The organism is Altererythrobacter epoxidivorans (genome assembly GCF_001281485.1).
Classification (GTDB): Bacteria; Pseudomonadota; Alphaproteobacteria; order Sphingomonadales; family Sphingomonadaceae; genus Erythrobacter; species Erythrobacter epoxidivorans.
In genome coordinates this window covers 2622667-2641615 of the sequence record NZ_CP012669.1, presented here as the reverse complement: position 1 = coordinate 2641615, position 18949 = coordinate 2622667, and the positions used below count along the sequence as shown (strand labels likewise).

The following is an 18949-nucleotide window of genomic DNA, read 5'->3' as shown; positions in this document are numbered from 1 at the left end:
ACCCGATGTGAAGGTCAATTGTGTCAGTTCTGTTCCGGAAGTTCATCCAGCAGCAGGTCACGCGCCGCGTTCGCTTCGTGCACCTGCGCGCTGGAGCCGCCGCGGTCGGGATGCACCATTGCGATCAACCGCTTGTGCGCGTCCATGATCTCGCCATGGGTGGCACCGTTACGGACACCCAGCAGCTTGCGCGCGCGAAACAGCGCCTGGCTGCGGGTCGAATTCGTCTGGAGATATTCCCACGGCCACCGCCCGAAGACGAGCTTCACGCCCAGCGAAACGACCGCGAGCAGGATCAGCAGGCGCGTCATGCGTCAGGCGAGTTCCAGCTGCGCTTGCGCGCCCGCAATTGCCGGCAGGTTGAGCGACTGGAGCAATTGCCGCAGCTCTTGCCGCGCAACCAGGTGGCTGGTGCCGAGTTCGCCCAGGTGCCCCTTGTCGAGCAGGGTCAGGCCCGAAGGAAACAGTTCGCGGTAGATCACGCGTTCCGACAGGCCCTGCGCCACACGGAAACCCACGCGCTTCGACAATTCGCGAAGCGCCTGCTCGATGCGTGTCATGTTGCGCGCTTCGACGTGGCCGGTGCGGTTGCGCACGACGACCCAGTCCATTTCCCGCCGTTGCTGCTCGATCGTCGCCCGGCTGCGCTTCATCCGCGCTTCCCAGATCAGTTCGGCATAGAAGCTGAGCCGCTTTACCTTGAAGGTTTCGCCCTCGACCTGGCCGATGAGGTCGAAATCGACGAAGCTGTCGTTCATCGGCGTGACCAGCGTATCCGCCTCGGTCGCGGCGTGACGGGCCAGTTCGTCATCGCGGCCGGGCGTGTCGTAGATGATGAAATCGGCGTTCTCGCCCAGTTTCGCTGTAAGTTCTTCCAGCCCCGCAACATCGCCTTCGTAAACCGCGAAATTCGCCGAAGGCAGGTCGATACCGCGGCGCGCCGCCGTTTCAGCACGGTTCTCGAGATAGCGAGCGAAGGTGCGTTGACGCGGATCGAGGTCGATCGCCGCAACCCGCGCACCCTTGTAGGCGAGCGCCACCGCGACATGGACCGCAGTGGTCGATTTTCCGGTCCCGCCCTTTTCATTGGCGAATACGATGCGGTGGGGGCGGCTTTGCGACACGGTGATCCGGCTTTCCAATAACTTGTAACGCCCGTCATTCGCGAGCTAGGAGTGCGGCAGATTGTATCCAAGGGGCGCATGCCGTGCAAACAGCCAGCACACTCGAAATGTTGAGAAAAGAGTTAGCCGCGTTGCGCAACGAGGGCGCGACAATCGGCCTGGTGCCGACGATGGGCGCGCTCCACGAAGGGCACCTGACGCTGGTGCGCGAGGCGAAGAAGGCGTGCGATCATGTCGTTGCCTCGATCTTCGTCAACCCGACGCAGTTCGGCCCGAACGAGGATCTCGACGCCTATCCGCGGCAACTGGCAGAAGATTCCGCCATGCTGGAGGCGGAAGGCGTTTCACTGCTCTGGGCCCCGACGGTGGACGCCATGTACCCGCAGGGATTTGCCACGAGCATATCGGTCGAAGGGGTCAGCGCACATTTCTGCGGTGCTTCGCGCCCCGGCCATTTCGATGGTGTCGCGACTGTGGTGTGCAAGCTGTTCAACCAGGTCATGCCTGACAAGGCGTTCTTCGGCGAAAAGGATTACCAGCAGCTGGCCGTAATCCGCACCATGGCGCGCGACCTCGACCTCGTCAGGCCCCATGTCGATGCCATCGTCGGTGTCCCCACCGTGCGCGAAGCTGACGGGCTCGCGATGTCGAGCCGCAACCGTTACCTCTCCGCCGAGAATCGCGAACGCGCTGCCACTTTGCCGCAGGCGATGCAGGAAGCAGTCGCCCGATTCGAAGACGGGCAGAACGTCACGCGCACTCTGGCAGCACTGGAAGACGAACTGCTCGGCGCCGGCTTCGAGCGGGTCGATTACGCAGATCTTGCAGACGCCATGTCTCTAGAACCCATTGAAACACTTGGAGAAAAACCTGCACGCCTGCTCGTGGCGGCGCGGATTGGCGGCACTCGCCTGATCGATAACCTCGCGGTAGCGCCTACAGCTTAAATTGCCCGATTTGGCGGAAACCGTCGTTGCGCCTATGGTGGGGCGACGATCGAACGCAGCCATATGGTGGGCATGGACGAAGAAACGATCGACTACTGGGATGCACTGGCGCTCGCTGCGGAAGCCGACAGCGTAGTTTCCTTCAGGCGTGCCATTCACAAAATTCTCGAAGCGATCGATTTCGGCGCGGTCTATTTCCTGGCCCCCGTCGTGGCCGACAAACGCGTCGGCAGGGTGTTATGGAACGTCGGTTTCCCCAAGGATTGGGAGAAGCAGTACAATGCCGAGGACCGCGATCACGACCCGCTTCCCGGTATCGCACTGGATCGGAACGTAAGCTTCAAATGGTCCGATGCCCCACGCCTTGCCAAGCTGAGCAAGGGCGAAAGGGACTACCTCGATCGCATGGCGGATCACGGTATGGGCGAAGGGATTGCGGTCCATTGCACCGCCCCCAACGCGCGTTCGGGCTTTGTCGGGATCGGCCTGCCCGAAAATCCCGAAGCCATCGACGAGGCGGTCGTGCGCAAGGTTTCGGTTGCCGCCCAGCTCTGCTTCCAGCGGTACTGCGCGCTGGTCGGATCGTTCGGCGCGCAGCTCCCTGATCTCTCGCAGCGCGAACTCGATGTCATTCGCTGGATCGGCGAAGGAAAGAGCAATGCCGTGATAGCCGACATTCTCGGCATCTCGAAATATTCGGTCGACAGTTACGTGAAGCGGATCTTTGCCAAACTGGGTGTTTCCGACCGCACCGCGGCAGCCGTAAAAGCGGTTGCACTGGGCCTGATCGCACCTGGCCGCCATAGCAAGAAAGCGGCCCACAGACCGCGCTGGAATCCCTGAGCGCGACCCCAGCCGGTTCCCTTATCAAAAGCCCCCTCAGTTGGGGGACAAGCCAAGATTAGAGGTTGCTGATATTGGCCGCTGCAAGATTGGCTCGCTGAAGCCTTTCGGGTCACGCCGGGTGCGACGGTCAGAACCGCGCGCCCGGCACACCCGCCTTCCCTTCACTATGAATCATGAAACCAAGCGGCGGTGATCGGGCGCGAGCGGACGCGGGCGGCAACAATGCATCAAGCGGCGGTTTTCAGAGGGAAATCCTTGGAGCGGGTAAGGGGAATCGAACCCCTCTAGCTAGCTTGGAAGGCTAGAGCATTACCACTATGCTATACCCGCTCGAGGGGCGCGCAATTGCCACGGAATGCGCGCCTGCGTCAACTGGTTTGAGTTACCGAAGTTGGCCCGGCGGCTCAGTCGGCCTGTGCCTTGTCCGAAGTTGCCGCAGTCTTGTCCGTTTTCTGCGCATCGGCCTTTGTCGGTAGCCTGACGGTCACGTCCACACGGCGATTGGCAGCACGTCCCTTTTCATTGGGCGAGCCATCGGGAAGCGCGTTCGGTTCGACCGGGTTCTGCTCCCCGAATGCGATGATCGTGATGCGGTCTTCGGCAACGCCCATTTCGACCAGCCATTCCTTCACCGCCTCGGCGCGCGCGGTCGAAGCGCGCATATTGGCATCGTCGCTGCCACCGGCGTCGCTATGCCCGCGCAATTCGATCGGACCACCTTCGGCAAGCTGCGGAGATTCGCGAACCGTCGCGAGTTCGGCCAGCGCCTCTTCCGACAGCTCGCTGCCGCCATCGGCAAACGAGATTCGCGTTTCGAGCTTCATCATCTCGTCGATCTGGGGCGGCTGTTCCACGTCGGGGCGAAGGATCGAGACCGGCGTTTCGCCGCCGGTCGGCGTCGGAGTTGGCTCGGGCGCCGGCGCGTCATTGCTGCATGCAGCGAGTGCCAGTGTCCCGGTGGCGATCATGGCGGTGATGGTCTTGTTCATTTCAGCGGCCTCGAGATATTCGTGACGGTCATGCCGTTTGCGGCTTTTCGCCGCCCTTGTCGGAATTCTTCTCCGCGCTTCTTTCGGCGCGGCGAGCGGCCTTTTCGGCCGACCGGTCCTGTGGCGGGGAGAAGGAGATGATGGTGTCGCCGGGACGCGGTTCGGGGCGTGCGGCGTGGGTGAAGAAGCGCAGGCGTCCACCCGCCCTCACCAGTAGCAGCATGTGAGCGGATTCGGGCAGCTTCTGCTGCGCATCGGTGAAGTCGAATTCCTCGCTCAGCTTGGTCTTGCGGAAGATCCAGCCACGGGCCTGGCGCTCGTTGACGTCTGTCACGCCGAAACCGCTTTCGAACAGGGCGCGTCCCCTGATCGACGGAGGCAGGGCATGGCGATCGTCATCCTCGACGTTTTCGCCTAGCTGGAAGACCATGTCGCGGCCGATCTCGTGCGCGAATTCATTGCAGACCAGTGCGTTGTATGCCTCGTTGTCGGTAGCCGCGACGAGCACCTGATAGGGCGCGAGGTCGAGATTGTGTTCGGTCGCCTCGTTGAGGATCTCGCCGTGATAGAAGGGCAGGCCCTCCCGCCGTGCAGCACCCAGCCTTTGCCAGCTAGGGTCGACAATGAGGACAGGCGTCTTCAGCGCCTTCATCTCCTTCGCGAGCGCGATGGTCCAGGGCGTCGAACCGACGATCAGCAGGCCGGGGCGCGATGATCCCTTGATCCCCAGCAGCCGCGCAGCGATGTCGATGGTGAAGCCGTGTGCGACCACGGTCGCTACGACGACGGCAAAGCTCAATCCGATGAGCAATTGCCCGCCCTCGATGCCGAGATCACCGAGGCGCAATGCGAAGAGGCCGGAAATAGCCACCAGAACGATACCACGCGGGGCGACCCAGGCGATGAACAGCCGCTCGTTCCACGGCACGGAGGATCCGAGCAGGCTGAGAAGGACCGTCAACGGGCGAACGAGGAACAGCAACGCGAGCAGGAATGCCAGCGGGCGCCAGCTGGTCTGGAGATAGGCCAGCTCGTCCCATTGCAGGCTGGCCGATAGCAGAATGAAAATGCCCGAGACCAGCAGGACCGCGATGTTTTCCTTGAACGGGTGGATGCTGCGAAGGCTCGTCACGCCCATATTGGCAAGCGCCACGCCCATGACCGTCACGGCAACGAGACCGGCCTCGTGTTCGATCTTGTTCGACAGGACGAAGACGAAGATCACGCTGATGAACAGCACCGGGACCTTGAGGTATTCCGGCACCGCGCCGCGCGGGAAAAGGAATGCGATGACCCTGGCCGCGGCATAGCCGATCAGGCCGGCGAGAACGGCGGCAATGATCAGCGGCGGGACGACCTCTAGCAGCGAGGCGTCGGGGCTTTCGGTGACCTTGCGGAAATATTCGTAGGCGATGACGGCGCACAGCGCGCCCGTGGGATCGTTGACGATGGCTTCCCACTTGAGGATCGATGCGGGCCGCGTCTGCACGTTCGATTGTCGCAAAAGCGGCAGGACGACCGTCGGTCCGGTCACGATCAGGATGCCGCCGAACAGGACCGCGACCGGCCAGACGAGGCCCGCGATATAGAACCCGGCCATTGACCCGAGGGCCCACCCGATCAGCACGCCTACCGTTGCAAGACGCCAGACGGCATCGCCCGAATGACGCAACTCGCGCAGGTCGAGGCTGAGCCCGCCTTCGAACAGGATCAGCGCAACGCCGATACCGATCATCGGCTCCATCAGGTCGCCGAACGATTCTTCAGGGTTGATGAAGCCAAGCACCGGCCCGGCCATGAAGCCTGCGAACAGCATCAGCACGATCGCGGGCCAGCCAGTGCGCCACGCGACCCATTGGGCACCGATGCCCAATACGCCGATAGTGGCGATTACAAGTGCCTGCGATTCCATGAACTAGTCAGCCGTCCCCGTTTTCATGCCCAGCCATACAATGCCTGTTGCCGCAAATATATCCCGGCCCAAAGCGGAGCCCCCATAGCCGCCGCGAGTGCAAAGGTGTTCAGTCGCCCTCGAATTCCATCAGGCAATCGACCGCGATGCCAGCATCGCGCAATTTCCCTGCCCCGCCAAGGTCGGGCAGGTCGATCACGAAAAGGGCATTCTGTACCGAGGCCCCGGCCATGCGCAGCAGTTCTGCCGCAGCAAGCGCGGTGCCGCCCGTTGCGATGAGATCGTCGACGATCACGACCTTCTGCCCCTTGCCGACCGCGCCAGGGTCGATTTCGAGCCGGTCGGTCCCGTATTCGAGCGCATAATCGACGCCGATCGTTTCTATCGGCAGCTTGCCCGGCTTGCGCACGGGGAGAAAGCCCAGCCCCAATTGCACCGCCACGGCCGCGCCGAAGATGAACCCGCGCGCTTCCATACCGGCGATCGCCTCTGCCCCCACTGCGGCTGCGCGTTCGGCGAGGTGCTGCACACTCGCCTTCAGGCCCTGTTGGTGACCGATCAGGGTCGTGATGTCACGGAACTGGATACCCGGCTCGGGAAAGTCGGGAATGGTCCGGATCAGGGCGCGCAACTCTTCTGGGGTCATTTTCTCGGCCTCAAATGAAAAGCGCCCCCTCGTCCGCGTGGACGAAGGGGCGCCTTGTTGTTCGGTTATACCGGATAGCCGGTCGATCCCGCTTAGTCGTCCTTGCGCTTTGCAGCAGACCAGACCTGCTTCTTGGCGAGGAATGCAAGAACGGTCGCAAAGAGCAGGAAGCCGAGAACCGGCCAGCCCGTCTGGTTGCGCTTTTCAAGCTTCGGTTCCGCCGTCCAGGTCAGGAACGCTGCAACGTCGGCTGCCATCTGGCGGACGGTCGGTTCCGGATTGCCTTCGGCATAGGTGACCTGGCCGTCGGTGGTGAGCGGCGGTGCCATCGCGAGGTTCAGGTTCGCGAAGTACGGGTTGTAGTGCAGGCCATCGGGCGTCTTTGCTTCGGGGAATTCCTTGAGCAGTTCAGCCGGCTGCGCCTGGTAACCGGTCAGCAGCGAATAGACATATTCCGAACCGTTGTGACGCGCCTTGGTGATCAGCGAGAGATCCGGCGGGATCGCGTTGTTGTTCGCTGCGGCAGCGGCAACGGCATTCGGATAAGGCGACGGGAAACGATCGGTCGGAAGGCCGGGACGCATGGTCGCTTCGCCGGTGTTCGGATCGATACCCGGAACCTGCTTGCTGGCAGCGAAAGCCTTAACCTGGCCTTCGGAGTAGCCGAGCGCAGCGATGTCGCGGAACGAGACATACTTCAGGCTGTGGCAGGCAGCACAGACTTCGCTGTAAACCTGCAGGCCGCGCTGGAGCTGCTGCTTGTCGAATTTGCCGAACGGACCGGTGAAGCTGAAGCCTTCGTCCGGTGCGTGGGCGTGCTCGTGAAACACATGCTCTGCAGTTTCGGGCTTGAGTTCGCCGTCGGAAATCACGGTCGCAAGACCGGTGCCGAAAGCGATCAGCACTACGAGAGTGAAGCCGAGGCCGATGATGATGCTGATAAGACGGATCATTGCGCTATCTTTCTTTCGTCCTCAAACCGCAGGCTCGGCGTTTTCGCCGAGTACGGCCTTCTTGTCCGATCCGAGCACGGCCTCGGTGATCGAGAACGGCAGCGGTTCGGGCCGCTCGATCGACGAAACGATCGGCAGGATCACCAGGAAGTGCAGGAAGTAGTACGCCGTGGCGAGCTGGCTCAGCATGACGTAGGGTTCTTCGGCAGCCGCGCCGCCGCAATAGAACAGCACTGCCATGGTCGGGATCAGGCCGAACCAGAAGAACTTGCGGAACAGCGGACGGTAGTGACCGCTGCGCACCGGCGACTTGTCGAGCCAAGGCAGGAAGAACCACACCAGGATCGCGCTGAACATGGCGATCACGCCCCACAGCTTCGCCGGGAGGATGAAGTCCACGGTGAATGCACGCAGGATCGCGTAGAACGGCCAGAAGTACCATTCGGGAACGATATGCGCCGGGGTCGAGAGCGGGTTCGCCTCGATATAGTTGTCCGGGTGGCCGAGATAGTTCGGCAGGAAGAACACCATGGCGAAGAACAGCAGCAGGGCGACGCCCAGGCCGAAGCCGTCCTTTGCAGTGTAATAGGGGTGGAACGGAACCGTGTCCGATTCCTGCTTCACTTCGACGCCGGTCGGATTCGACGAACCCGGGATGTGCAGCGCCCAGATGTGGAGGATGACCACACCGGCGATCACGAACGGCAGCAGATAGTGCAGCGAGAAGAAGCGGTTCAGTGCCGCATCGTCGGGCGCATAGCCGCCGAGCAGCCAGATCTGCAGCGGTTCACCAACCAGCGGGATCGCGCCGAACAGGCCGGTAATCACCTTCGCACCCCAGAAGCTCATCTGGCCCCAGGGAAGGACGTAGCCCATGAAAGCGGTCGCCATCATGAGCAGGAAGATCACGACGCCGAGCAGCCAGATCATCTCGCGCGGGGCCTTGTACGAGCTGTAGAACAGCCCGCGGAAGATGTGCAGGTAGATGACGATGAAGAAGAAGCTGGCGCCATTGGCGTGCGTGTAACGCATCAACCAGCCCCAGTTCACATCGCGCATGATGTGCTCGACCTTGCTGAAAGCGACGGTCGCGTCGGCTGCGTAATGCATGGCCAGCACGATGCCGGTCACAATCTGCAGGACGAGGAAGAAACCGGCGAGAACGCCGAAGTTCCACATGTAGCTGAGGTTGCGCGGGACCGGATAACCGGCGCCGATCGCGTTATAGACGAGACGGGGAAGCGGAAGCTTCTCGTCCATCCACTTCATGAAACCGTTCTGCGGTTCGTACTGGCGTGCCCAGGGAAAGCTCATAGATCGTCTCTCAAACCTCAGCCGACTTGGATGACCGTGTCGGAGGTGAATTCATATTCCGGAACCTGCAGGTTCAGCGGAGCCGGACCCTTACGGATGCGGGCAGCGGTGTCGTAATGCGAACCGTGGCACGGGCAGAAATACCCGCCGAACTCGCCCTTCACTTCGCCTTCTGCAGCACCCAGCGGCACACAGCCGAGGTGGGTACAGACGCCCATGGTGACGAGCACGTCTTCGTGCCCTTCCTTGGTACGCTCTGCCAGCGTCTGCGGATCGCGCAGGCTGCCGACATCGACGTCGTTCGCGTCCTTGATTTCCTGCGGCGTCAGGCGCTTCACAAACAGCGGCTGCTTGCGGAACACTGCCTTGATCGCCTGGCCGGCTTCGATCGACGAAATATCGACTTCGGTGCTGCTTTCCGCGAGCACGTCTGCCGAAGGGGCCATTTGCGAAACCAGCGGATAGACGACCGCGAGGCCGCCTACGCCTGCCGCGCCAATCGCGGCGATATTGATGAAGTCGCGCCGCCGGACCCCGTCATCACCGTGTTCGGTGACCTCTGCGGGTACTGCGGTGCCAGTCGTTTCAGCCATCAGCCTTAACCTTGCTCGAGCCAAAAGCCCCATTGCCGGATGGCGGGGCGAGAAATGTCTGTAGCCAGCAAGGTGTTCGTAAGCCGGACCCCCTGCGTCAGCTACCCGTCGATGGGCGCCGAACGGCACCTATCCCCGGTTTGGGCGCGCTGATAGACGCAATGGGCGGTAAAGCCAACCGTGTTTTGAGAACCAACTGTGCAGTTTCATGCAAGAGCGATGATGCTCAGCTGCCTGCCGTAATTGGGTTCCCCGCGATGGGTCGCGCGGCGATAGGAGTAGAAGCGGTTTTCGAGCGCACAGGTGTCGAGCGCCGTATCCTCGATTCGCGTCAGCCCGGCCCCCTCCAATCTCGCCGCAATATAGGCCGGAAGGTCGAATTGCCAGTGACCCGCCCTGCCCGATGCGAAGAATCGCGAATCCTGTTCCTGGAATTGGTCGCGAAAGGAATCGTCGACCTCGTAACTTGGCTGCGCAATCGTCGGCCCGATGGCCGCCGCTATCCGCGATCGGTCCGCGCCCAGACGCTCCATTGCATCGAGCGTGTTTTCGAGCACGCCTCCATGCGCCCCGCGCCAACCGGCATGCGCCGCACCGACCACGCCGGCCTCGATATCGGCAAACAGGACCGGTGCGCAATCTGCGGTGACGATCCCGAGCACAAGTCCGCGAGTGTTCGTGACGACGGCGTCAGCGATCGGACGCCCTTCGACAGCATCCTCCCAGGCTTCGGATACGGAAATGACATCGGGCGAGTGGACCTGGTGGGGCGCGACGAGCGCAGCCCCTGGCACCAATGCGTCGGCCGCCAGCCAACGCAAGTCGCGGATCGCGGCCGGATCGCCCTCCCCGCCATAACCGAACTGGTGGCGCAGGCCGCCATGGCCGAGGAAGCCGTGCGGCACCCCCGACAGGTTATCCGCCGCAGCGAGGTCTAGCGCTCCGGGGATTTCCCGATCAGCCATCGAGGCTGCGGGCCACCTGCTCGTATGTGTCGCGCGACAGATTGCCTGCATCTCGAATCCGCTCGAGCTGTTCGCGCATCAACTTGCTGCGCCCCTCCTCGATCTTGCGCCAGCGGCCCAGCGAAGGGACGAAGCGGGCGGCAGTCTGCGGGTTGATCGGATCGAGCGCGAGGATCAGGTCGGCGATCATGCGATAGCCCTCGCCATCGGCACGGTGGAACGCCTGCGGGTTGCCCGCAAACGCCATGTAGAGTGAACGCACGCGGTTCGGGTTCTTCAATGTGAAGTCCGAATGATCGGCAAGCGCCTGGACATGCTCAAGCGCATGCGGGTGGAGCGACAGCGCCTGCAGGGTGAACCACTTGTCGATCACCAGCGCATTGCCGCGATAGCGATTGTAGAAATCGAGCAGCTTGTGCGTGCGTTCTGCCGTGTCGAGACCGCACAGCACCATAAGCGCGCCCTGCCGGTCGGTCATGTTATCCGCCTTGTCATATTGATAGGCAGCGAGCTCGGCGGCTTTTTCCGGATCGCTGGCGGCGGCATAGGCAAGCACCTGTGTCTTGACCTTGCGCGCACCGCGAGCCCCCTCGCCGTCGTAGGGGATTTTCTCCGCGCGGTCGTAAAGGGCGTGGAATTCGCTCGCCAGGCGCTGGCCGAGCATCGCCTTCAACCCTTCGCGTTCTTCGGAGATAGAGACCGGATCGGCTTTCTCGACCTGTTCCAGCAGATAGGTGACGCTGGGCAGGATCAGCAATTCGCCGCGCATTGCATCGTCGAGCGATGTGTCGGTCAGGATCGCGCGCATCGCCTCTGTAATTGCAGCTTCGCCTGCGGCGCGCGCTTCATCGGGAAGGTCGCCCTTCGCCGCGGCGACGAGGTGGCCGACAACCAGTTCCTGCATCGCCTCGTAACGGGCGAACGGATCGTCGTCGCGGGCGGCGAGCAGGACCAGCTCGTCGCGGTCGATCTCGCGCTGGATCGTGACCGGCGCGGTAAAGCCGCGATTGATCGACAGCACAGGCTTCGACGCGAAACCCTGGAAAGTGAAGCTCTTTTCCGCTGCATCGAGCATGACAAGCTGTTCGCCATCATGGGCGCCCGTCTCGCGGTCGAGCAAGGCGATGCGCAGCGGGATCGGCATGGGCTTCTTGTCAGGCTGGCCCGGGGTGGCGGGCACATGCTGCTTCAGGGTCAGGGTAACCGTCTCGCCTTGGTGCGTGAGCGATACCTCAACCCTGGGCGTCCCTGCCTGGCGATACCACAGCCGGAACTGTTCGAGGTCGAGCCCCGCGCCATCCTCGATCGCCTTGACGAAATCCTCGCAAGTTGCGGCCTCGCCATCGTGACGGTCGAAATAAAGGTCGGTCCCTTCGCGGAACTTCTGCGGCCCGGCCATGGTCCGCATCATGCGGATGACCTCTGCACCCTTGTTATAGACGGTAGCCGTGTAGAAGTTCGAGATCTCGCGATAGCTGTCCGGGCGGATCGGGTGCGCCAGCGGCCCCGAATCTTCCGGGAATTGCGCAGCGCGCAGGATGCGGACGTCCTCGATCCGCTTCACCGCCTCGCCCTGCATGTCCTGGCTGAACAGCTGGTCGCGCAGAACGGTGAAACCTTCCTTCAGGCTCAGCTGGAACCAGTCGCGGCAGGTAATGCGATTGCCTGACCAGTTATGGAAATACTCGTGCCCGATGACGCCTTCGATCGCGTCGAAATCGGCATCCGTCGCGGTTTCCTTGTCCGCCAACACGTATTTCGTATTGAATACGTTGAGACCCTTGTTCTCCATCGCACCCATGTTGAAGTCGGACACGGCAACGATGTTGTAGAGGTCGAGGTCATATTCGCGGCCGAAGGCTTCCTCGTCCCACTTCATCGACTTGCGCAGCGATTCCAGTGCATGGTCGGTGCGCGCAAGGTCTTCTTCCCGCACCCAGATGTTGAGAGTGACCTCGCGGCCATTCATCGTGGTGAAGGTGCCGCTGTTCGCAACCAGATCGCCAGCGACCAGCGCGAAGAGATAGCTCGGCTTGGGCCACGGATCGTGCCAGTCGGCCCAGCGCATCCCGTCATCTGTTTCGCCGCTTGCGACCTCGTTGCCGTTGCACAGCAGGACAGGGAACTGGTCCTTCGGTCCGCGCATCGAAACCGAATAGACCGACAGGACATCGGGACGGTCGGGGAAGAAGGTGATGCGGCGGAAGCCTTCTGCCTCGCACTGGGTGCAGAGCATGCCGTTCGAGGCATAGAGCCCTTCCAGCTGGGTATTGGCAGCCGGGTTGATCTTCGTCACGATCTCGAGCTCGTGATTGCTACCCGGAAGCGGAATGATCAGGTCGTCCCCGTCCATCGACCAGCTGTTGGTTGCCTCGCCATCGACCTTGATCGAAACCGGTTCCTGCCCGTCGCCGTTGAGGCGGATCGTGTCGCTGGCTGCAGCATCGGGATTGCGCTCCACCTGCATGGTCGAGGTAACCCTGGTGTCTTCCGCCCCCAGGACGAAATCGAGCGCGATTTCCGGCACCCGCCAGGCGAAGGGCTGGTAGTCCTTGCGAAAGATGATCGAAGGTTCGTGCGGGTTGGGCGCGGCATCCGCCAGTTCGGGGTTGCCTTCGGGCGTTACGGGGGTCGTTGCGATATCCATGGCTCACGATTTAGGTTGCTTTGCAGGGGTGTCCAACGGTTAGAACGCGCTGCATGCCACATTTGTTCATTTTCGGGCTCGGTTACACGGCCAGCCGCATTGCTGACGCGTTGAAGGCGCGCGGCTGGCAGGTCGATGCCACCGGCAGCGCGGGCAACATGGATTTCGGCGATTTCGACCGGGTACGCATGGCGCTCGACCATTCATCGCACATCCTTTCTTCCGTGCCGCCGGAAGATGTGACCGGTGGTGACGATGTGCTGATGACCTATGGCCACACCTTGAAGGCGGCTGCGCAAGGCGGGCGCTGGGTCGGCTACCTGTCCTCTACGGGGGTCTATGGGGACCAGAAAGGGGCCTGGGTGGACGAGAGCGCACCTACCGGGATCGGACGCCGGACCGCGCGCAGCGATGCCGATGCAGCGTGGATGGAACTCGGCGCACGGGTTTTCCGTCTGCCCGGGATTTATGGCCCGGGGCGAAGCGCGCTCGACCGGGTGCGCGAGGGAAAGGCGCGCCGGATCGATATGCCGGGCCAGGTCTTCAGCCGGGTCCATGTCGACGACATCGTTTCGGGAGTTCTTGCGGCAATCGACACCGATGCGCCTTCCGGTGCCTACAACCTTGCAGACGACCTTCCCGCGAGCGGCAATGCCGTGACCGAAGAAGCCTGCCGCATGCTCGGCCTGGAACCTCCCCCGCTCGAAACTCTTGAGGAAGCGAACCTCAGCCCGATGGCGCGCGGCTTCTATTCGGAGAACCGCCGGGTCGCGAACGGAAAGGCGAAGCGCCTGCTCGGCTGGAAGCCTGCCTATCCGACTTTCAGGCAGGGGCTGGCGAACCTGGTCTAGGCGCCCTTCGCGACCTGCCGCGCCCTCAATGCGATCACCAGCCCGATCATAGCCAGAACCGCGCCTGCGCCCGACAGGGCGGTCCAGCGATAACCTTCGAGCAGGGTCGAGATGATCATCGCGATCACCACCACGAGCACGCCGTTATACGCTGCCCGCCCTGCGCCGAGCGTTCGGACCAGGCCGTAATAGATCGGGAAGGTCACCACCGATCCGACAATCGCCAGCCAGGCGGTGCCGAACCAATAGGCCTGCGTCCGCGGAAAGACGGGCGAGCCTTCTATGCTCCATGCCAGTGCGGCGTCGATCAGCGTGCCGTAAAGCATCGACCATGCAAGCAGGGCGGTAAGCGGCACGCTCTTGCCGGTGGGTCCGGCCTGTATGACATTGGCGATTGAGGCCGCCATCATCGCGACCAGCGCCAGTCCCGCACCAAGCAGGACATTTCCGCCGAGCGGTGCGACCTGCGCCTCGTTGAGCAGCAACAGCCCGATCCCGCCGAGCGCGACAGCGCTACCCCACATGAAACGATGCGTGATCGGTTCGCCCAGCAGGAAGCGGCCGAGGATCGCGTTGGGGACCAGCATCATGCCGATCAGCAGGGCGACGATGCCCGAAGTAAGGTGGTGCTCCGACCAATAGACGAAATTGTAGTTGCCGCAGAACTGGAACAGCCCCATCGCCAGCGCCAGCAGGTGCACCCGGCCGGGCATGGCGAGGCTATGACGCAGCGCCAGGGTCAGCGCGAACATCGCCGGCGTCGCCATCGCAAAGCGCCAGGTGACCGACCACAGCACCGGTACTTCGGCGATCTGCGTCGTGATGACGAACCAGGTCGATCCCCAGATCAATGCGGTCAGGATGAAAGGGATCGCGATCTTGGGCCGCAACAAGGCATGCGGCGGAGGGGCTTCGCTCATAGGCCGGCGATCGCCTTGCCCAGAGCGACCGCATCTTCCGCTTTCGTATTCCACGCCGCGACGAACCGTGCAGCGTCGGCGCCCCAATCGTAGAAGTCGAAACCTTGCTGCCGCAAAGCCTCACGCTCTGCTGCGCTCAACCGCATGAAAACCTCGTTCGCTTCTACCGGATACATCAATCGCGCCTCTGCCGCCGAACCGATCTCGGCCGCAGCGGCATTGGCAGCGCGCGCATTTTCGAGCCACAGATCGCCATCGAGCATCGCGAGGACCTGCGCGGCGAGATAGCGCCCCTTGCACTGAAGGTGCCCGGCGCGCTTGCGGCGATATTTGACGAGCGCCGCCTGCTCAGGATCGAACAGCACCAGCGCTTCTGCGCTCATCCCGCCATTCTTGATGCAGCCGAAGCTCAAAGTATCGACGTGTCCGGCAGCCTCGACAGCCTTGCCGCCAAGGAAGGCCGCGGCATTGGCAAACCGCGCCCCGTCCATGTGGATGCCCAGCCCGCGCGCCTTCGCAAGTTCGGTAATCGCGTCGATCTCCGCCCTCCGATACGACAGGCCATATTCGCTCGCCTGGGTGATCGCGATTGCATGCGGCTGGACCTGGTGCACGTCGTCGCGGATCGGATCGACCAGCGCAGCGATGTCATCAGGCGTCAGCTTGGCGCCTTCGCCGCTTGCCAGCATGAGTTTCGCGCCATGGAGAAAAAAGCCCGGCGCGCCGCCTTCGTCCACCTCGATATGCGCTTCCTCGTGGCATACGACACCGCCGTGGGGCTGGCACAAGGTGGCAAGGCCGAGGCAGTTCGCTGCGGTCCCGGTCGCGACCCAGATCGCCGCGCATTCCCTGCCGAAAAGGTCGGAAAAACGCGCGTCGAGTTCCTGGCTCAGGGCATCGCCGTCATAGGGTATGTCGGCGCTGTCGGCAGCCTGCATCGCCTCCCAGATCTTCGGGTGGACAGGGGCCGCGTTGTCGGACAGGAATGGTTTTTGCGAATTCATCAGGGGAACGGCCTTAATGCGTGGCCATTGATTGGCAAGAAGGAGCTTTAGCGATGACTGCCGACAATCTCGATCTGACGATCACCCATCATGTCCAGGGCCAGGGCGGAAAGTACGTCGCCCATATCAAGGACGAGAGCACGACGGGCTATCTCGAATGGGAACCGGGGGACCCACGCGACGGCATGGAAGTCCGCATCGCGACCCATACCGTGGTGCCGAGGGCAATCGGCGGCCGCGGGGTTGCCGGGCATCTGGTTCGCCGGCTGGTAGAAGACGCCAAGGTCGAGGAATTCCTGATCGTGCCGCGATGTTCCTACGTCGCCGCCAAGTTCGAGGAAAATCCCCATTGGGAAGACCTCAAGGCGGGCTAGGCCAATTTCGAGAAATCGGTCGCGCTGATACTTTCCATGATCGACCGGCGAAGCTGGCGCGCGCGTTCCAGCGGCACGCCTGACATGGCAAAGGCGCCACCCGCCAGCCCGAGGTTCACGGTCGCATAGCCGCGCCGCTGCGCGATGGGCCCTTGCACGATCTCTACCGAATGCAGCTTCACGCGCGAGGCGATCTTGACCGAGGGTGACAGATAGCCGTCCGAGCTCAGCACCTGGCGCGCATCGAGTGCGTGCTTGTGGAACTGCCAGCCATAAAGATTGCCCACGATCGTAAGCGCCGCGCCAATCAGCGGGAGCAATCCGAACCACACGACCGGGGCGGCCACTGCAACCACGATTGCCACGAGAACGAAGGGCGTGGATTCTATCACCATCCTGTCGAACCGGTGACGCTTGCTGGCGCGGTGCCAGTCGAGCGAATCGGCCGGTGGCTCGAACCCGGCCGCCCTGATGATCGGCGCAATTTCCTCTGCCTGGGCGAATGGCGCGACGACATGGCTCGACGAGCCTGCATCCTGCGCGAGGCTGACGAACTTGAGCGCACGCCAGCCGAAGCGGTAGCGGATCATCTTGGTCACGATTTCGAGCGCCTGCACCCGATGCACCGGCATCACGACGTCGGTCTTCGTGAACAGCCCGCGGCGGCGACGGAAGCCGCGCGGCGTCTTTTCCAGCAGGAAGCCCCACTCACGGGTTAATGTGCGGATGATGCCGGTGGCAACTCCGACCGCTAGCAGTGAAATGCTGGCCAGCACCGCACCCACCACTTGCGCCATCGGCCCGAGGGCCGCAAGCCAGTTGCCCGGTCCGGCGAGCAGTTCCTGCCATTCGTCGAGATCCCAGATGTCGAACGGCAACAGGAAATCGAGCTGCTGCGTTATACCGAAAACCACCGCGACGACCGCCAGCGAGAATTCGAACATGCCGAACTTCAGAAGGCGCGGCGGCTTCATTTCAAACAGCGGTTCGCCCGGTTCGCTGCCCGCTGCTTCCGACTGCACCGGGTCGCTGGCATCGATGTCGCTTTCGGCAGCAGCCGGAATCGCAGCGGTTTCGCCGGCGTGGATCTCGCGCACGAGTTCGCGCAGCCGCTCGCCTTCCGCCTCGGGCAAATAAGACAGCTTCAGGTCCTCGCCGCCGCCCGATCCTGTCTCGAACTTCACTTCGACAAGGCCGAACAGGCGCGGGATCAGCGCCTGTTCCAGGCTGACGTCCTGGATCCGTTCGTAGGGGACCGAGCGTGCCGCCCGGCTGACGATGCCCTGTTCGACGCGAATATCCTCTTCACCCACGCGATAGGTGAACCGCCTCCAGCCGAGATAGGACATGAGGCTGCTGATCGACAGCACCGCGGCACCCGCCACGATGGCAGTGAACAGGCCGAAACTTGTGTCGCGCATGGCGAAGAACGCGGCGACCATCGGGAAAACCGCATTGCGCAGGCTCATCACCCCGCGGACGACGAAGCTCTTGGGGTCGGTCCGGCGAGCCTCGCCATCCTGCATGGAGAATATGCGTTTCACAGCGTCTCGCGCTTGATGTGGCTGCGGATTTCCTCGCGCATTTCCATTGCGAGTTCGTGGCCTAGCCCTGGCAGGTTGACCGAGGCATTGTGCGTGCCGGCGGTGTGGAGCGTAAGGGTGGCGATGCCGAAGAACCGCTCGATCGGGCCCTGGTTCACGTCGATGTGCTGGACCCTGCCGAAGGGTACGATCGTATCCGAACGAAACCAGATTCCGCGAACGACGCGCAGGCGGTCAATGCTCATGGCGTAACCACGTGCGAGATGGCGGCGCAGCGGCAGGCGCAGGATGGCGAGCAGCGCGACCAGCGCCACGGGCCCGACCACCACTGCCGGTGGCAAGACGTCGGCGGCCTCCACGATCAGCGCCGCGATGACGACCGGCAGGGCCGCAATCGTGGTGGTGACGCGCAGCGCCTTGATATGATTGGGGTGGAGCGGCGTCAGCGCCCCGTCTTCGTCGCTTGCGGTTGTCACCGCGGTGCCCTGTTCGTCCATAGCGTATTACATGACTAAGACGCTTAATTCCTGCAAGTCCAAATCGCGATGCGAATTGGCTGGCGCTTTGGTCGTGTGCTGCCTAGCAGTGGCGGCATGCCATTGCTGGGTGCGATCTTGGCCGGAGGACAGGCCCGCCGTTTCGGCAGCGACAAGGCGCATGCGCGCTACAACGGCTGGCGTTTGATCGACCTCGCCGCAGATGCACTTTCCGCGCAATGCGACGGGCTGGTCGTCTGCGGGCGCGAGGAAGCCGGATTCACCTGTATCCCCGACCGGCCGGGAGCCGACATGGGGCCGCTCGGCGGCATCAATGCGGCTCTTCATTATGCGGCAGCGAACGAATACGATCGGGTGCTGAGCGTGGCCTGCGACATTCCCAACATTCCCGCCGACCTCGCCAGGGCGATGGCGGGGGATGGCGCTGCGATCGTCCAGAGCCAGTCGGTCGTCGGCCTCTGGCCGGTCGAACTTGCAGGGACACTGGACGAATTTCTCGCGCAGGGCGGACGGAAGCTGTTCGACTTTGCGGGGCTCGTCGATGCGCGGCTGGTCCGGTTCGATCCGCCCCTCCTCAACATCAACAGGCCCGAAGACCTGCCGGAATAGGATGGGCCACGACCCGAACGGGCGGCGCGCCTGTCGGCGTATGTCGAATTTCGCGGGAAATGGTGCTGCTGGGGAGGATTGAACTCCCGACCTCACCCTTACCAAGGGTGCGCTCTACCACTGAGCTACAGCAGCGCCTGTATCGACGTGGCGGTCGAGGTGGCGCGCCTATCGTCATGCTCGCCCGCAATGTCAAGCAACACTTGAGCGACGG

19 protein-coding genes and 2 tRNA genes are annotated in these 18949 nt (G+C 62.8%); 5 read left to right on the top strand and 16 right to left on the bottom strand.

Features of this window, described 5'->3' with window-relative positions; translation table 11 throughout:
• Positions 1-23: 23 nt before the first annotated feature.
• Both AMC99_RS13045 and AMC99_RS13040 read right to left on the bottom strand, forming a co-directional pair.
• Positions 24-311 (bottom strand): J domain-containing protein, encoded by a 288-nt coding sequence (locus AMC99_RS13045; protein ID WP_061927188.1) that lies wholly within the window; start codon positions 309-311, stop codon positions 24-26.
• A gap of 3 nt (positions 312-314) precedes the next feature.
• A complete protein-coding gene (locus tag AMC99_RS13040) occupies positions 315-1142 on the bottom strand; it encodes a division plane positioning ATPase MipZ (protein WP_420805551.1) in 828 nt (275 codons plus the stop codon).
• Between the two features lie 65 nt (positions 1143-1207).
• Between AMC99_RS13040 and panC the strand changes: the two genes are divergently transcribed.
• Both panC and AMC99_RS13030 read left to right on the top strand, forming a co-directional pair.
• Positions 1208-2071: a pantoate--beta-alanine ligase gene (gene panC / locus AMC99_RS13035; protein ID WP_061927186.1), complete on the top strand. Its 864-nt coding sequence runs from the start codon at positions 1208-1210 to the stop codon at positions 2069-2071.
• A gap of 72 nt (positions 2072-2143) precedes the next feature.
• The gene (locus AMC99_RS13030; protein WP_198143535.1) at positions 2144-2914 is read left to right on the top strand and encodes a helix-turn-helix transcriptional regulator; all 771 of its coding nucleotides are present in this window, start codon (positions 2144-2146) and stop codon (positions 2912-2914) included.
• A 259-nt stretch (positions 2915-3173) separates the two neighbouring features.
• Here AMC99_RS13030 and AMC99_RS13025 read toward each other — a convergent pair.
• The 9 genes from AMC99_RS13025 to pepN form a co-directional block, all read right to left on the bottom strand.
• A tRNA-Gly gene (locus tag AMC99_RS13025) sits at positions 3174-3247 on the bottom strand.
• Between the two features lie 74 nt (positions 3248-3321).
• Positions 3322-3906 (bottom strand): OmpA family protein, encoded by a 585-nt coding sequence (locus AMC99_RS13020; RefSeq protein WP_061927182.1) that lies wholly within the window; start codon positions 3904-3906, stop codon positions 3322-3324.
• Between the two features lie 28 nt (positions 3907-3934).
• Positions 3935-5818, bottom strand: coding sequence for a cation:proton antiporter (locus AMC99_RS13015; protein WP_061927180.1), 1884 nt, complete (start codon positions 5816-5818; stop codon positions 3935-3937).
• 109 nt (positions 5819-5927) lie between these two features.
• Positions 5928-6464 (bottom strand): adenine phosphoribosyltransferase, encoded by a 537-nt coding sequence (locus AMC99_RS13010; RefSeq protein ID WP_061927178.1) that lies wholly within the window; start codon positions 6462-6464, stop codon positions 5928-5930.
• Positions 6465-6556: 92 nt separating this feature from the next.
• Positions 6557-7417, bottom strand: coding sequence for a cytochrome c1 (locus AMC99_RS13005; protein WP_061927176.1), 861 nt, complete (start codon positions 7415-7417; stop codon positions 6557-6559).
• Positions 7418-7438: 21 nt separating this feature from the next.
• Complete coding sequence (locus tag AMC99_RS13000) at positions 7439-8731, bottom strand: cytochrome b (protein ID WP_061927174.1); 1293 nt, start codon at positions 8729-8731, stop codon at positions 7439-7441.
• 17 nt (positions 8732-8748) lie between these two features.
• On the bottom strand, positions 8749-9324 hold the full coding sequence (gene petA / locus AMC99_RS12995; protein ID WP_061927172.1) for a ubiquinol-cytochrome c reductase iron-sulfur subunit: 576 nt from the start codon (positions 9322-9324) through the stop codon (positions 8749-8751).
• A 206-nt stretch (positions 9325-9530) separates the two neighbouring features.
• Complete coding sequence (gene pgeF, locus AMC99_RS12990) at positions 9531-10289, bottom strand: peptidoglycan editing factor PgeF (RefSeq protein ID WP_061927170.1); 759 nt, start codon at positions 10287-10289, stop codon at positions 9531-9533.
• Complete coding sequence (gene pepN, locus AMC99_RS12985; protein ID WP_061927168.1) at positions 10282-12936, bottom strand: aminopeptidase N; 2655 nt, start codon at positions 12934-12936, stop codon at positions 10282-10284. Before pepN ends, pgeF begins: the two co-directional genes overlap by 8 nt.
• A gap of 53 nt (positions 12937-12989) precedes the next feature.
• On the opposite strand from pepN, the gene AMC99_RS12980 reads away from it, so the two are divergent.
• A complete protein-coding gene (locus AMC99_RS12980) occupies positions 12990-13787 on the top strand; it encodes a Rossmann-fold NAD(P)-binding domain-containing protein (protein ID WP_061927166.1) in 798 nt (265 codons plus the stop codon).
• Here AMC99_RS12980 and AMC99_RS12975 read toward each other — a convergent pair.
• A complete protein-coding gene (locus AMC99_RS12975; RefSeq protein ID WP_061927164.1) occupies positions 13784-14707 on the bottom strand; it encodes a DMT family transporter in 924 nt (307 codons plus the stop codon). The genes AMC99_RS12980 and AMC99_RS12975 overlap by 4 nt on opposite strands.
• On the bottom strand, positions 14704-15711 hold the full coding sequence (locus AMC99_RS12970; RefSeq protein ID WP_061927162.1) for a threonine aldolase family protein: 1008 nt from the start codon (positions 15709-15711) through the stop codon (positions 14704-14706). Before AMC99_RS12970 ends, AMC99_RS12975 begins: the two co-directional genes overlap by 4 nt.
• Positions 15712-15764: 53 nt before the next feature.
• Between AMC99_RS12970 and AMC99_RS12965 the strand changes: the two genes are divergently transcribed.
• Complete coding sequence (locus AMC99_RS12965) at positions 15765-16085, top strand: GNAT family N-acetyltransferase (RefSeq protein ID WP_061927160.1); 321 nt, start codon at positions 15765-15767, stop codon at positions 16083-16085.
• Here AMC99_RS12965 and AMC99_RS12960 read toward each other — a convergent pair.
• On the bottom strand, positions 16082-17629 hold the full coding sequence (locus AMC99_RS12960) for a PH domain-containing protein (RefSeq protein WP_232301428.1): 1548 nt from the start codon (positions 17627-17629) through the stop codon (positions 16082-16084). The two genes, AMC99_RS12965 and AMC99_RS12960, sit on opposite strands and share 4 nt — an antisense overlap.
• Positions 17626-18126 (bottom strand): PH domain-containing protein, encoded by a 501-nt coding sequence (locus tag AMC99_RS12955; protein ID WP_061927158.1) that lies wholly within the window; start codon positions 18124-18126, stop codon positions 17626-17628. The genes AMC99_RS12960 and AMC99_RS12955 overlap by 4 nt, the downstream gene beginning before the upstream one ends.
• Before the next feature lie 96 nt (positions 18127-18222).
• Here AMC99_RS12955 and mobA point away from each other — a divergent pair, with 96 nt between their 5' ends.
• Entirely contained in the window at positions 18223-18735 is a 513-nt protein-coding gene (gene mobA, locus AMC99_RS12950; RefSeq protein WP_061928046.1) for a molybdenum cofactor guanylyltransferase, read from the top strand.
• A 60-nt stretch (positions 18736-18795) separates the two neighbouring features.
• Here the strand turns inward: mobA and AMC99_RS12945 are convergent.
• Positions 18796-18870 (bottom strand) — tRNA-Thr (locus tag AMC99_RS12945).
• Positions 18871-18949: the final 79 nt, after the last annotated feature.

Bases quoted from the DNA above. Each gene is read 5' to 3' on its own strand.
- AMC99_RS12980 (WP_061927166.1), top strand. From the start codon at position 12,990: ATGCCACATTTGTTCATTTTCGGGCTCGGTTACACGGCCAGCCGCATT.
- mobA (WP_061928046.1), top strand. From the start codon at position 18,223: ATGCCATTGCTGGGTGCGATCTTGGCCGGAGGACAGGCCCGCCGTTTC.
- pgeF (WP_061927170.1), bottom strand. From the start codon at position 10,289: ATGGCTGATCGGGAAATCCCCGGAGCGCTAGACCTCGCTGCGGCGGAT.
- AMC99_RS12955 (WP_061927158.1), bottom strand. From the start codon at position 18,126: ATGGACGAACAGGGCACCGCGGTGACAACCGCAAGCGACGAAGACGGG.
- AMC99_RS13000 (WP_061927174.1), bottom strand. From the start codon at position 8,731: ATGAGCTTTCCCTGGGCACGCCAGTACGAACCGCAGAACGGTTTCATG.
- AMC99_RS12965 (WP_061927160.1), top strand. From the start codon at position 15,765: ATGACTGCCGACAATCTCGATCTGACGATCACCCATCATGTCCAGGGC.
- AMC99_RS13045 (WP_061927188.1), bottom strand. From the start codon at position 311: ATGACGCGCCTGCTGATCCTGCTCGCGGTCGTTTCGCTGGGCGTGAAG.
- AMC99_RS12970 (WP_061927162.1), bottom strand. From the start codon at position 15,711: ATGAATTCGCAAAAACCATTCCTGTCCGACAACGCGGCCCCTGTCCAC.
- AMC99_RS13005 (WP_061927176.1), bottom strand. From the start codon at position 7,417: ATGATCCGTCTTATCAGCATCATCATCGGCCTCGGCTTCACTCTCGTA.
- AMC99_RS12975 (WP_061927164.1), bottom strand. From the start codon at position 14,707: ATGAGCGAAGCCCCTCCGCCGCATGCCTTGTTGCGGCCCAAGATCGCG.
- AMC99_RS13020 (WP_061927182.1), bottom strand. From the start codon at position 3,906: ATGAACAAGACCATCACCGCCATGATCGCCACCGGGACACTGGCACTC.
- AMC99_RS13010 (WP_061927178.1), bottom strand. From the start codon at position 6,464: ATGACCCCAGAAGAGTTGCGCGCCCTGATCCGGACCATTCCCGACTTT.
- AMC99_RS13015 (WP_061927180.1), bottom strand. From the start codon at position 5,818: ATGGAATCGCAGGCACTTGTAATCGCCACTATCGGCGTATTGGGCATC.
- pepN (WP_061927168.1), bottom strand. From the start codon at position 12,936: ATGGATATCGCAACGACCCCCGTAACGCCCGAAGGCAACCCCGAACTG.
- AMC99_RS13030 (WP_198143535.1), top strand. From the start codon at position 2,144: ATGGACGAAGAAACGATCGACTACTGGGATGCACTGGCGCTCGCTGCG.
- petA (WP_061927172.1), bottom strand. From the start codon at position 9,324: ATGGCTGAAACGACTGGCACCGCAGTACCCGCAGAGGTCACCGAACAC.